10 protein-coding genes and 1 tRNA gene are annotated in these 12,111 nt (G+C 72.9%); 8 read left to right on the top strand and 3 right to left on the bottom strand.

Annotation, left to right across the window (positions count from 1 at the left end; genetic code table 11):
* Positions 1-48: 48 nt before the first annotated feature.
* Both IEY91_RS27740 and IEY91_RS27735 read right to left on the bottom strand, forming a co-directional pair.
* On the bottom strand, positions 49-762 hold the full coding sequence (locus IEY91_RS27740) for a FadR/GntR family transcriptional regulator (protein WP_164324652.1): 714 nt from the start codon (positions 760-762) through the stop codon (positions 49-51).
* Between the two features lie 145 nt (positions 763-907).
* Positions 908-981 (bottom strand) — tRNA-Lys (locus IEY91_RS27735).
* Positions 982-1,245: 264 nt separating this feature from the next.
* Here IEY91_RS27735 and IEY91_RS27730 point away from each other — a divergent pair.
* From IEY91_RS27730 to IEY91_RS27695, 8 genes are all read left to right on the top strand, one after another.
* Complete coding sequence (locus tag IEY91_RS27730) at positions 1,246-2,628, top strand: peptidoglycan-binding protein (protein WP_189176091.1); 1,383 nt, start codon at positions 1,246-1,248, stop codon at positions 2,626-2,628.
* Between the two features lie 87 nt (positions 2,629-2,715).
* Positions 2,716-4,002, top strand: a complete 1,287-nt coding sequence (locus tag IEY91_RS27725) for an SPFH domain-containing protein (protein WP_189176090.1) — start codon at positions 2,716-2,718, stop codon at positions 4,000-4,002.
* On the top strand, positions 3,989-4,720 hold the full coding sequence (locus tag IEY91_RS27720; protein WP_189176089.1) for a nucleoside/nucleotide kinase family protein: 732 nt from the start codon (positions 3,989-3,991) through the stop codon (positions 4,718-4,720). The genes IEY91_RS27725 and IEY91_RS27720 overlap by 14 nt, the downstream gene beginning before the upstream one ends.
* Positions 4,721-4,931: 211 nt before the next feature.
* Positions 4,932-5,531, top strand: a complete 600-nt coding sequence (locus tag IEY91_RS27715) for a lytic polysaccharide monooxygenase auxiliary activity family 9 protein (RefSeq protein ID WP_164324656.1) — start codon at positions 4,932-4,934, stop codon at positions 5,529-5,531.
* A 184-nt stretch (positions 5,532-5,715) separates the two neighbouring features.
* Positions 5,716-7,380, top strand: a complete 1,665-nt coding sequence (locus tag IEY91_RS27710; RefSeq protein ID WP_189176088.1) for an AMP-binding protein — start codon at positions 5,716-5,718, stop codon at positions 7,378-7,380.
* 115 nt (positions 7,381-7,495) lie between these two features.
* Positions 7,496-8,806, top strand: coding sequence for a sensor histidine kinase (locus tag IEY91_RS27705; RefSeq protein WP_189176087.1), 1,311 nt, complete (start codon positions 7,496-7,498; stop codon positions 8,804-8,806).
* Positions 8,764-9,438 (top strand): response regulator, encoded by a 675-nt coding sequence (locus IEY91_RS27700; protein ID WP_189176086.1) that lies wholly within the window; start codon positions 8,764-8,766, stop codon positions 9,436-9,438. Before IEY91_RS27705 ends, IEY91_RS27700 begins: the two co-directional genes overlap by 43 nt.
* A gap of 88 nt (positions 9,439-9,526) precedes the next feature.
* A complete protein-coding gene (locus tag IEY91_RS27695) occupies positions 9,527-9,826 on the top strand; it encodes a hypothetical protein (RefSeq protein WP_164324662.1) in 300 nt (99 codons plus the stop codon).
* 13 nt (positions 9,827-9,839) lie between these two features.
* Here the strand turns inward: IEY91_RS27695 and IEY91_RS27690 are convergent, their stop codons facing one another.
* Complete coding sequence (locus IEY91_RS27690; protein WP_189176085.1) at positions 9,840-12,077, bottom strand: MMPL family transporter; 2,238 nt, start codon at positions 12,075-12,077, stop codon at positions 9,840-9,842.
* Positions 12,078-12,111 lie beyond the last annotated feature (34 nt).

The following is a 12,111-nucleotide window of genomic DNA, read 5'->3' as shown; positions in this document are numbered from 1 at the left end:
TCAGGGTTCTACGCGCCTATGCATGATCGCAAGAGCGAAACAAGCAGTTTACCGGTCATAACTGGGGTGAGGGAGGGCTGTTGAGGCGGGAGCGTTCAGGCGGGTGCGAATGTTACCGAAGTGTTCCCGTATCGCCCGCTCGGCCCGCAGGACGTCCGAGGAGCGCACCGCGTCGAGGATCTCGCGGTGCTGCCGGCAGGTCACCTTGGGGTCCTGCGGCACGTCCACCAGATCGGTGCGGACCTTGTGGAAGGCGTCCCAGAAGGCCTCCATGACCTCGCTGAGCAGGCGGTTCCCCAGGCACCTGTAGAGGGCGGCGTGGAAGGCGCGGTCGGTCTCGGCGCGCACGGCGCCGGCGGGCCCCGCGGCCTCGGCGTCCATGCGGTCCACCAGGGCGTCGAGGTCGGCGAGGTCCGCCGCCGGTATGGAACCGGCGAGGCGGGCGATCAGGCCGGCCTCGACGGCCTCGCGCAGTTCCAGGAGCTGGAGCAGGCTGTCCTCGCCGCGGTAGTGGCCCGCGACGGTGCGGAAGGTCAGGCCCTCGATCATGGGCGCCATCGACATCGGCCCGACATAGGTGCCGAAGCCGTGCCGGATCTCGACGATGCCCATCGCCTGCAGCGCCTTCAGTGCCTCGCGCACCGAGTTCCTGCTGACGCCGAGCCGCTCCATCAGTTCCGGCTCGGTGGGCAGCGGGGACCCGGAGGGCAGCCGCTGGTCGATGATGAGCTTTTTGATCCGCTCCTGGAGGTCGCGTGCCATGGCGCAACCGTAGCGGTCGCGCCCGGCCGGACCCAGGGGTGTGCGGGGGCGCTGGCGGCACAGGGGAGTCGCGTGACCAGTACGAAGGATCTGCGCCGGAGCAGCACGAAGGCCCTCCACCGGAGTGGAGGGCCTTCGCTGTCTGTGCGCCGCCAGGGACTCGAACCCCGGACCCGCTGATTAAGAGTCAGCTGCTCTAACCAACTGAGCTAGCGGCGCCTGCTGACCTGGATAACTCTACCGGATGGTGGAGGGTGCTTCCGACCACCCGGGGTCTGCCTCTGGGTGCCCGGGGCGGCGCCGGGGCGCATGCCGGAGAGGCCCCGGGGCGGGTGCGGGCGATGCCACTCCATCATTCGGACCGTCAACATGCGATATCCCCGGACAGTTGAGAAGCTGACGGATGTGCAGATGCGCTCAGAGGCTTTTCCGGGACCATTCGCCGACATCGTCGGGAAGGGCCCGGAGTGTGAGGGGAATCGCATGGAGGCTGCTCCGGTATTCGAGGAATTCGAGCCCGCGAGCGACTGCGACTGTCCGGGCTGTGTCCACCTGCGGCGTTCCGGGGCGCACGCCCTGCCGCCCCGGCTCGGCGGCCACCCGGCCGCCCACGGCGCCCGCCGCGCCCTCGTCGTCGCGGCCGCCGCGGGCTCCGTCATCGGCGCCGGGCAGAGCCTGCCCGCGGTGGCATCCGAGCAGGTGGGAGCGGTGGCGGGAGGAACGGGGCAGCTTGGTGGGGCCGGGTGGGCGGGCGGCGCCGCGGCCCCGGCCGGGCTGCCCGGAGCGGACGGCCCCGACACCCCGCAGGGCGGCCGGAGCGCCCTGCACGGAGCGCCCGGCAAGAGCGCCGCGCCCCGCTCCACCACCCGCGCCGAGATCATCACCCGGGCCAAGCTGTGGGTCACCGCGAAGGTGCCGTACAGCATGCGGAAGTTCTGGTCCGACGGATACCGGCAGGACTGTTCGGGCTTTGTCTCGATGGCCTGGAATCTCGGCGGAAACGAATGGACGGGCAGCCTCGACCAGTACGCGACGCGTATCTCCAAGGACGAGCTGAAACCCGGCGACATTCTCCTCTTCCACAATCCGGCGAACCCGGAGAGAGGTTCGCACGTGACGCTATTCGGCGGCTGGACCGACTACACCCGTACCTATTACCTCGCCTACGAACAGGCCCGCCCGCATGCCCGCAGGCAGGCCACGCCGTACGCGTACTGGACCGACGGCGACGACTATCTGGCCTACCGATACAAGGGGCTGCGGCCGACCGGGCAGTCCGGCTCCGGCTCGGGCTCGGCTGAGGGCGGCTCCGGCACGGCCGCCGCGGCGCGCTACCCCGGGGCGGCCTACTTCGGGCCCGGCGCCGACAACAAGCACGTCACCCGGCTCGGCGAGATGCTGATCGCCCGCGGCGGCGCCCGCTTCTACCGCAAGGGCCCCGGCCCGCGCTGGGGCGACGCCGACCTCAAGGCGACCCGGGCGTTCCAGCGGGCCCAGGGCTGGACCGGCGCCGACGCGGACGGCCTGCCCGGCCCGACGACGTGGTCGTACCTGGTCAGCGGCAAGGGCAAGGACATTCCGGCCGGGGCAGGGCCCTCGACCGCGGGGCGTCCCGGACCGGCCGGCGTCCCGGCCTTCCCCGGCAAGGCGCACTTCCGTCCCGGCCAGTCCAACGCGTACGTGACGCAGCTCGGCCGGCAGCTCGTGCGCCGCGGCTTCGGCAAGCACTACGCCCAGGGCCCCGGGCCGCGCTGGGGCGAGGCGGACCGGCGCGCGGTCGAGGCGTTCCAGCGGGCGCAGGGGTGGCGGGGCGGGGCGGCCGACGGGATGCCGGGGCCGGAGACGTGGCGGCGGCTCTTCGCGTGAGGGGTCCTTGTTTTCGCGTGAGGGGCTCTCGCGCGGTACGGAACTCATGACGGATGACGGAACGCATGACGGATGACGGAGGCGCGGATGAGTACGACGACAGAGTGGCCGCCTGATTCCGGCGAGGGGGCCGGTCCGGTCGGTTCGGCCGGTCCGGTTGGTTCCTCCGGTGTGCCCGGGCCTTCCGGGTTCTCCGGCCGTCCGGCGCGGCTGATTCACAGTGAGGCCACGACGGAGATCCCCGTCCACCTGCTCTTCCGTGACGATCCCCAGGACATGGGGGCGGCGTCGGTCGGGCCGACGGTGGTGCGGCGGGGGCCGGTGCTTTCGGGTGGGGTGCGGAGGGTGGAGCGGCCGTCGGGGGATTCCGTGGCTGCCTCGTCTACGGCTGCGGCTGCTTCGTCTGCGCGGGCCGCGCGGGCTGCATCGACCGCTCCGTCCATTCCCGATGTCGTCGACTCCGGGCTCGTCGAGCGGCGTGCCCGGGTGCTGCCCGGGGCGGCCGGGGTGCTCGGTGGCGGTGTGGGCGCGGTCGGGTGTGTGCTCGTGCTGTGGTGGGCGGGGGTGCTGCCCGAACCGGTGGTGCGGCTCGCCGGGCTGCCGGGGTACGGCGGGGCCGGGGCGGCCGGGATCTCCGGGGCGCAGTGGGCCGCGCTCGCCGGGGCGGGGGCGCTCGCGCTCTTCGGGTTCGGCGGGCTCGCGCGGGGGCGGGTCGGCGGGGCGTGGGTGCTTTCGCTGTTCGGCCGGTACCGGGGGAGCGTGCGGCGTACCGGCCTGCTGTGGGTGAACCCGCTGCTTTTGCGGCGCCGCGTCGACGTACGCCTGCGGCACTGGCGCAGCGAGCCGATGCCCGCGGTGGACCGCGCCGGGGTCGCGCTGTGCGTCGTGGTGCTCGTGGTGTGGCGGGTCAAGGACACCGCGCGGGCGACGCTCGCGGTCGAGGACCACCAGGAGTATCTGCGCGAGTGCGTCGAGGCGAGCACCGCGCGGGTCCTGTCCAGGCTGCCCGCCGACGCCTTCCACGGCGATGCCTTCTGTGCGGACGCGCCGACGCTGCGGGACGCGGAGGCCGTCGGCCAGGCGCTGACGCGGGCCCTCGCGGCGCAGGCGGAACCGGTCGGCGTGGAGATCTTCTCCGTACAGCCGACGCGCATCGAGTACGCGCCGGAGGTCGCCGCCGCCATGCACCGCCGCCGGATCGCCGCGCTCGACGCGCGCCACCGCGACAGCGTGCTCACGTCGGTGGTCGACTCCGTCGAGGACACGGTGACCCGGCTGACCACGCGGGGCCTGGTCGAGCTGGACGACTACGAGCGCAAGGCGCTGGTGAAGGATCTGACGGTGGCGTTCTATACGGGGCATGGAGAACGCTGATCACTCGACGGAGACCGGGACCGCGACGAGCTCGACGGACACCGGGACCGCGACGGAGCCGGGGCGCCCGTCGCCCGACCTGGCCGCTCTCGCGCGGGACGCCCTCGCGCTGACCGGGTCCGCCCGCGGCCCCCGCGTCGTCCTCGGCCTGGCCGGCCCGCCCGGCGCCGGGAAGTCCACGCTCGCCCGCGCGCTGGTCGCCGAGATCGGTGCGGCGGCCGCGTATCTGCCCCTCGACGGTTTCCACCTCTCCAACGCCCAGTTGGAGCGCCTCGGCCTGACCTCCCGCAAGGGCTCGGAGCCGAGCTTCGACGTGTACGGGTACGTGGCCCTGCTCCGCCGGGTCCTCGACGACACCGCCACCGATCTCGACATCTACGTACCCGACTACGACCGCACCCTCCACGAGCCCGTCGCCGCGCGCCACCGCGTCCCGCCCACCGCCCGGATCGTGGTCACCGAGGGCAACTACCTGGCCTGCGACCTGCCGGGGTGGCGGGCGGCGCGGGAGCTGATGGCGGCCTGCTGGTACGTCGACGCGCCTCGTGACGTACGACAAAAGCGGCTGGTGGAGCGGCAGTTGACCGGTGGTCGAGGGGTGACGGAGGCGCGGGCGTGGGTGGCGGACAACGACGCTCCGAACGGTGAACTTGTGGAGGAATCGCGCGATCGGTGCGAGCGGATCCTCTCCACTATTGGTATGGACATGTTCAACTGACGGCAATAATCTGAGACTTGGTCTAGACCGCACTTCCCCGCACATCTCAGCTCTACCAGCAGTCTCAGTAAGTGCAACAGTCACAGCACACCTCCATCGCCTCAGAGGTACGCAGCAGTCTCGGGAACCGACGGTGCCTCGGCGGGCGACGCACGACCGTTAGCGCGCGCACGGCTCATGGAACACCCCCACGTTCTTCAGGAGCGGCAGCATGCGAAAGAAGATCACCGCGGCCATGCTCGGGATGGCGACGGTGGGAGCGTTCGTGCTCTCGACCGGCGGCGCCAGCAGCCATGGCTACACCGACCTGCCAGCAAGCCGACAGATCAACTGCGCCAAGGGCGTGGTGACCGGCTGCGGCGCGATCCAGTACGAACCGCAGAGCGTCGAGGGGCCCAAGGGCTTCCCGGGCGGCGGTCCGGCCGACGGAAAGATATGCTCCGCCGGCATCGCGGGCTTCAGCTCGCTCGACAAGGCGAGCAAGCCGGGCGGTGGCGCCTGGCCGACAACGAAGGTCTCGGGCGGCCAGAACTACAGCTTCCGCTGGCAGTTCACGGCCCGTCACCGCACCACGGACTTCAAGTACTACATCACCAAGCAGGGCTGGAACGAGGGTCAGCCGATCACGCGGGCGGCGCTCGACTCCCAGCCGTTCCTCAACGTGCCCTACGGCGGTCAGCAGCCGCCGGCGACGCTGTCGCACAGCGGCACGATCCCGGGCGGGCGCAGCGGTCACCATGTGATCGTCGCGGTGTGGACCGTCCACGACACGTCGAACGCGTTCTACGCCTGCTCGGACGTGCAGTTCTGAGGTTCTGACACCGAGGCGCTGAGGTTCTGAGGTTCCGAGGTTCTTCAGGAGTCTTGCCACCCCCCACGGGTAGGTGCTGCGCACGCCGTACGTTCATGACGGCGGCGTGCGCAGGCTTCTGCCCGGGGTGCGGCCGCTCCGTGTCCCTCCACATCTGACGGTCCATCAATTACCGTGCCCTGCCATGGAACTCGACGGCACGGTCGCGCAACTGGTGCTCGCGCGGTGGGGCGATCACCGTCCCGGGCTGCGTTTCGAGGACCTGGTGCTCAGTCACCACCAGGTCGCCGCGGGCGCCGCGGCACGCGCCGCGCTGCTGCGCGAGCTGCTGGACGCGCGCCGCGAGCCGCACATCGGGATCCTGCTCGACAACACCCCCGAGTACCCGCTGTGGCTGAGCGCCGCGGCACTGGCCGGGGCGGCCGTCGCCGGGATCAACCCGACGCGGCGCGGCGCCGAACTCGCCCGCGACATCCGGCACACCGACTGCCAGGTCCTGCTCACCGAGCGGGTCCATCTGCCGCTGCTGACCGGCCTCGACCTGCCGGGCGTACGCGTTCTGGTCACCGACTCCGCGGCGTACGCGGAGCTCCTCGCGCCGTACGAGGGCGCCGAGCCGTCCGTGTCGGCGACCGTCTCCCCGGCGAGCCGGATGCTCCTCTACTTCACCTCCGGGTCGACCGGCGCGCCCAAGGCCGCCGTGTGCAGCCAGCGGAGGCTCGCGGCGGCGGGCCGCTCCCTCGTCACGCACTTCGACGTACGCCCCGACGACGTGCACTACATCTGCATGCCCATGTTCCACGGCAACGCCGTGATCGCCGACTGGGCACCCGCGCTCGCCGCCGGTGCCGGGACCGCGCTGCGGCGGCGCTTCTCCGCGTCCGGATTCCTCGACGACGTACGGGACTTCGGGGCGACGTACTTCACGTACGTGGGGCGTGCCGTGCAGTACATCCTCGACACGCCCGCCCGCGACGACGACCGCGCGCACCCGCTGCGCGTCGGCTTCGGCACGGAGGCCGGGGCGGTGGACGCGCGGCGGTTCGAGGAGCGGTTCGGGGTGCGGCTCGTCGAGGGGTACGGGTCGTCGGAGGGCGGCGCGGCCATCCAGCGCACGGCCGGGACGCCCGACGGCGCGATCGGGCGGGCCGCGCCCGGGGACGACCTCGCCGTCCTCGACCCCGGCACCGGCGCGGAGTGCGCCGCCGCCGCGTTCGGGCCCGGCGGGCGGCTGCTCAACGGGGACGCCGCGATCGGCGAGCTGGTCAACCGGGGGCGGAGCCCCTTCGAGGGCTACTGGCGCAATGCCGCGGCGGACGCGGAGCGGGTGCGGGGTGACGGGTGGTACTGGACCGGCGACCTCTTCTACCGCGACGCGGACGGGTACTTCTACTTCGCCGGGCGCGCGGACGACCGGCTGCGGGTCGACAGCGAGAACCTCGCGGCGGCCGTCATCGAGGCGATCCTCGCCCGCTGGGAGCCGGTGGTCGGCGTCGCCGTGTACGCCGTCCCGGACCCCGTCGCCGGCGACCAGGTCATGGCCGCGCTCGCCCTGCGCGACGGGGTGGATTTCGATCCGGTGGGCTTCGCGGAGTTCCTGCTGGCGCAGGGGGATTTGGGGACGAAGATGGCGCCCAGGTTCGTGCGGGTTGTGGAGCGGTTGCCGGTGACTGCTACGAACAAGGTGGCGCGGGGGGTTTTGCGGGGGGAGGGGTTCCGCTGCGCGGACGACGGCGAGGTGTGGTGGCGGCCGCGTGGGGGCGGGGCGTATCGGGTGTTTGCGGAGGCTGATGTGGCGGGGGTTGTGGGGGAGTTCAGGGAGAGGGGGAGGGAGGGCTTGCTGGGGTAGGGGCCGGGCCCTTCGGCCGCCGCGGAGGGGCTGATGTGCCGACTGCGTCCTGGAGGGCAAGTCACGGCGGGCGGGTGGGAAACCGCCGCGGAGCGGCGGAGAATAACGTGCACCCATGCAACGGGACAGTGTGTGGGCCGCCCTGCCGAGGCGGGACTACCTCCGCGGAGCCGCTCCCTGGAGGGCGGCCGCGTATGTGGCGGGAGGAGCCGTCCTGGGCATACCCCTACTGGGGGTACTCGCGGCCGGCCTCGCCACCGCCGTGGTCCTCAGCATCGTGGCCGTAGGCCTACCCCTCCTCGCGCTCCTGGCCCTGGCGGGCGTACCCATGGGCGCCCTGGAACGACGCAGGCTGCGCCTCGTGGATCCGGCACCCGCGCCGACCCCCCACCTCCCCCCGAGCACCCCGGGCCTCACCGCCTGGCTCCGTCTGCGCGCCCGCGAACAGGCGACCTGGCGCGAGCTGGCGTACACCGTCCTGATGGCGTTCGTCCTGTGGCCCCTGGACCTCGCGGTCGCGGCCTGCACCCTCGCCCTGCCGCTCCTGCTCGCCGCCGCCCCCGCCCACCTCGCCCTCGCGGGCGGGCCCGACAACGGCGGCGTACGACCGGCCAAGCTCTGGCTGGTCGAGGGCTACCCGGCCGCCTGCGGCACCGCCGCCCTCGGCCTCGCCCTGCTCCTGGTCCTCCTCTACCCCCTCGGCGCGTACGCCGCCGCCCGCGCCGCCCTCGCCCGCCTGCTCCTCGCCCCGCGCGAGGCGGAGACGCAGGCACGGCTCACCGAGGTGACCCGCTCCCGGGCCCGCCTGGTCACCGCCTTCGAGGCCGAACGCCGCCGCATCGAGCGGGACTTGCACGACGGCGCCCAGCAGCGCCTGGTCGCGCTGAGCATGACCCTCGGCCTCGCCCGCCTCGACGCCGCCCCCGAAGGACCGCTCGCCGCCCGCCTCGCCACCGCCCACACCGAGGCCGACGCCGTCCTCGCCGAACTGCGCGAACTCATCCGCGGCATCCATCCCCAGGTCCTCGCCGACTACGGCCTGCCCGCCGCCGTCGAGGACGCCGCCGACCGCTCCGCCGTCCCCGTCGACGTCGACGCCGACCTGCCCCGGCTGCCCGAACCCGTCGAGTCGGCCGCGTACTTCGCCGTCCGTGAGGCCCTCGCCAACGTCGCCCGGCACAGCGGCGCCACCCGCGCCGAAGTCCGCGCCCGGCACGCCGAAGGCGCCCTGCGCCTGACCGTCCGCGACGACGGCACCGGCGGCGCCGACCCCGCCCGCGGCACCGGACTCACCGGCCTCGCCGACCGCATCGCCGTCCTCGATGGCACACTGACGCTCACCAGCCCGCCCGGCGGCCCCACCGTCCTGACCTTGGAGATCCCGTGCAGCCCGCGCCCACCGAGCGGCCCCGAAGCCACCGCGTAGTCCTCGCCGAGGACAGCGTGCTGCTGCGCGAGGGCCTCGTCGGCGTACTCGGCCGCTTCGGGCACGAGGTCCTCGCGGCGGTCGGCGACGCGGACGCGCTGCGCGACGCCGTGGCGACGTACGCACCGGACGTCGTCGTCACCGACGTCCGCATGCCGCCCGGCTTCCAGGACGAAGGGCTGCGCGCCGCGATCGCCCTGCGCGCCGAGCGGCCGGGGCTTCCCGTGCTCGTGCTCAGCCAGTACGTCCAGCGGTCGTACGCGGCCGAGTTGCTGGACACGGGCGACGGCGGCGGCGTCGGCTATCTGCTGAAGGACCGGGTCGGGCAGGTCGAGCAGTTCGTCGACGCGTTCACGCGGGTCGCGGAGGGTGGCACCGTCGTGGACCCCGAGGTCGTACGCCAGTTGCTGCGGCGGCGGCGCGATCCGCTGGAGCGGCTGACGCCGCGCGAGCGCGAGGTGCTCGCGCTCGTCGCGGAGGGCCGGTCGAACGCCGCCATCGCCGCCGAACTCGTCGTCACCGAAGCCGCGGTGGGCAAGCACGTCGGCAACATCCTCGCCAAGCTCGACCTGCCGGTCACCGAGGGGACGCACCGCCGGGTGCTCGCGGTGCTGGCGTATCTGCGGGCCTGAGTGCCCGCACGTCCGTGAGTCCCTCGGTGAGTTCCTCGCTGAGTTCCTTCGTACGTTTTGACGTGTACCCCTCGACTACGATCTCGGCATGAGCGACTCCGACCAAGTGCCGCCGGACCAGCCGGAACGCGCCGGACTCACCCCGCGCCAGGCCCGCCGGCTGCGCATCGCCGCGGCCTCGCTGCTGATGGCCGCCGCCGGGGTGCTGCTCGGGATCCGGCTCGCGAGCCGGTCGTCCGTCCTGGTCGTCGGCGTGTACGGGCTGCTTCTCATACTCTGCGGCCTGGTCATCGAGCTCAGCAGACGCGGCCGGACCAGACTCGGCAGCTACCTGATGGGTGCCGGTCTGGTCGCGGCCCTGCTCATGGATGTGGTGGTGCTGTCCTGACGGCGGCGGTCCGTCAGTGTGCTTGCGGGGTCGGTTCGGGAGTGGGTTCCGGTGTCTCGGAGAGCCCGTACCGCTGATGCAGGCGCCGCAGCCGCGGCGGCGCCCACCAGGCGCGGCGGCCGAGCAACGCCATCGCCGCCGGCACCAGGAACATCCGTACGACCGTGGCGTCGATGAGGACCGCCAGCGTCAGGCCGAGCCCGATCTGCAGGATCGGTGAGAAGCCGCCCGTCATGAACCCGCCGAAGACGATGGCAAGCAGCAGCGCCGCGCAGCTCACCACCCGACCGGAACTGCGCAGCCCCGCCACGATCGCCGCCCGGTGGTCGCCCGCCGCAGGCCCCGACGTCCAGGACTCGCGCATCCGCGCCAGGATGAACAGCTCGTAGTCCATCGCCAGACCGAACGCGATCGCGATGATCAGCGGCGGCGCCGTCAGGCTGAGCGCCCCGAGCCCCTCGCCGCCGAGCAGGCTCGCGCCGTGCCCGTCCTGGAACACCCACACCACCACGCCGAGCGCGGCACCCAGGCTGAGCAGCGTCGTCAGGAGCGTGCGCAGCGGGCTGAGCAGCGAGCCCGTGAAGGCGAAGAGCAGGACGAACAGGCCCGCGAGGACGGTGAGTACGGCCCACGGGGCGCGTTCGGCGAGCATCCCGCGGAAGTCGACGAGGCTCGCCGCGGTGCCGGTGACCTCGACGGGTTCGGCGCCCCGCAGATCTCGTACGCGCTCCACCAGGCGGGTCGCGGCCGGACCGTCCGCCGAACCGCTCGGGGTCAGGCTCAGGAGCGTCGTGCCGTCGCTCAGCCGCTCGCTCTCCGCCCGCGTCACGCCCGGCAGCGCGCGGATCTTGCGCTCGCAGTCCGGTTCGGCGCCCGGCCTGATCAGCACGTCCACGGTGTTGGTGTCCGTGCCGGGCGGGAAGTGCTCGCGCACGGCGTCGTACAACTGCCGCGCCTCCGTGTCGTGCGGCAACTGGCGGGCGTCGCCGATCTCGATGCGCATGCCGAACACCGGCAGCGCGAGCACGGCGAGCGCGGCGACGACGGTCGTCGCGACGGCCAGGGGGCGGCGTACGGAGAAGAGCGCGAGGCGCGCGAAGAAGGCGCCGGGTTCGCGCTGCGCCGCGGCGGTGCGCGTACGGAGCTTGTGGAGCGTACGGAGCTTGGGCAGGGTACCGAGCTTGGGCTGCGTACTGAGCTTGGGCAGCTTACGAACGCGGCGCTCGCGTGGTGTCATCTTGCCGCCGAACAGCGTGAGCAGCGCGGGCAGCAGCGTCAGCGCCGCCAGCATGTCGACCACGACCACCGCGCCCGCCGCAAGGCCCATGCTGCGCAGGAACGGGCTCGGGAACCACACAAGACCCGACAGGCACACGGCCACCGTCAGTCCGGAGAACAGCACGGTCCGCCCGGCGTGCGCGACCGTCGCGCGCACCGCCCGTACGACATCGCTCTCCTGTACGCGCTCCTCGCGGAACCGCATCACCATCAGCAACGCGTAGTCCACGGCGAGGCCGAGCCCCAGCATCGTGACCACCTGCACCGCGTACACCGATATCTCCGTGAACTGGCCGAACCCGAACAGCGTCAGGAACGCGCCCGCCACCCCGCTCACCGCGACGAGCAGCGGAAGCCCTGCCGCGCGCAGCCCGCCGAAGATCAGCAGCAGCACGACGAGCACGGCGGGGAGAGTGATCAACTCGGCCCGCGCCACGTCCTCCTCGGCCCGGCCGCCCATCTGCTCGCCGAGCAGCGGATCGCCGCTGACGGCCACGTCGACGCGGTCGCCGCTGCTCAGCGGGGCCGCGGCGATCTCCCGCAGCCGGTCCGCGGCGTCGCCCACCGCGTCCTCCTCGGCGTCGTCGTCGAGGCCGCCCTTGAGCGTGACCGGTATCAGCAGCGCGCTGCCGTCGGCGGCCACCAGGCCCTCGGTCGTGTACGGGTCGGCCGCACGGGCGATGCCGGGGCTCTCACGTACGTCCGCGAGGGCCCCGGACACCGCCGCGCGCACGGCGCCGTCCCGGACCGGGCCACCGGTGACGACCGCCGTGAACTCGTCGCCGTCGGGGTCGAGTCGCGCGAGGAGCTCGTCCGCGACGAGCGACTCGCTGCCCGGCACGTCCTCCACCGTCGAGGTGAGGTCGCCGAACACCCGCGTACCGAAGCCGAGTCCGACGACGAGCAGCAGGAACCAGAGGGCGAGCACGGTGCGCGGGCGGCGGGTCGCCGTTCGCGCGAGGGGGGCGAGCATGGTGGCTCCTTACCGGCCCCGGGGCCTTGGGCGG

Source organism: Streptomyces lasiicapitis (assembly GCF_014646335.1).
GTDB classification, from domain to species: Bacteria; Actinomycetota; Actinomycetes; order Streptomycetales; family Streptomycetaceae; genus Streptomyces; species Streptomyces lasiicapitis.
The sequence above is the reverse complement of the archived record's forward strand: the minus strand, read 5'-3'. Positions and strand labels throughout refer to the sequence as shown.

Coding starts and splice junctions, on each gene's coding strand:
- IEY91_RS27740 (WP_164324652.1), bottom strand. CDS start 762: ATGGCACGCGACCTCCAGGAGCGGATCAAAAAGCTCATCATCGACCAG.
- IEY91_RS27730 (WP_189176091.1), top strand. CDS start 1,246: ATGGAGGCTGCTCCGGTATTCGAGGAATTCGAGCCCGCGAGCGACTGC.
- IEY91_RS27725 (WP_189176090.1), top strand. CDS start 2,716: ATGAGTACGACGACAGAGTGGCCGCCTGATTCCGGCGAGGGGGCCGGT.
- IEY91_RS27720 (WP_189176089.1), top strand. CDS start 3,989: ATGGAGAACGCTGATCACTCGACGGAGACCGGGACCGCGACGAGCTCG.
- IEY91_RS27715 (WP_164324656.1), top strand. CDS start 4,932: ATGCGAAAGAAGATCACCGCGGCCATGCTCGGGATGGCGACGGTGGGA.
- IEY91_RS27710 (WP_189176088.1), top strand. CDS start 5,716: ATGGAACTCGACGGCACGGTCGCGCAACTGGTGCTCGCGCGGTGGGGC.
- IEY91_RS27705 (WP_189176087.1), top strand. CDS start 7,496: ATGCAACGGGACAGTGTGTGGGCCGCCCTGCCGAGGCGGGACTACCTC.
- IEY91_RS27695 (WP_164324662.1), top strand. CDS start 9,527: ATGAGCGACTCCGACCAAGTGCCGCCGGACCAGCCGGAACGCGCCGGA.
- IEY91_RS27690 (WP_189176085.1), bottom strand. CDS start 12,077: ATGCTCGCCCCCCTCGCGCGAACGGCGACCCGCCGCCCGCGCACCGTG.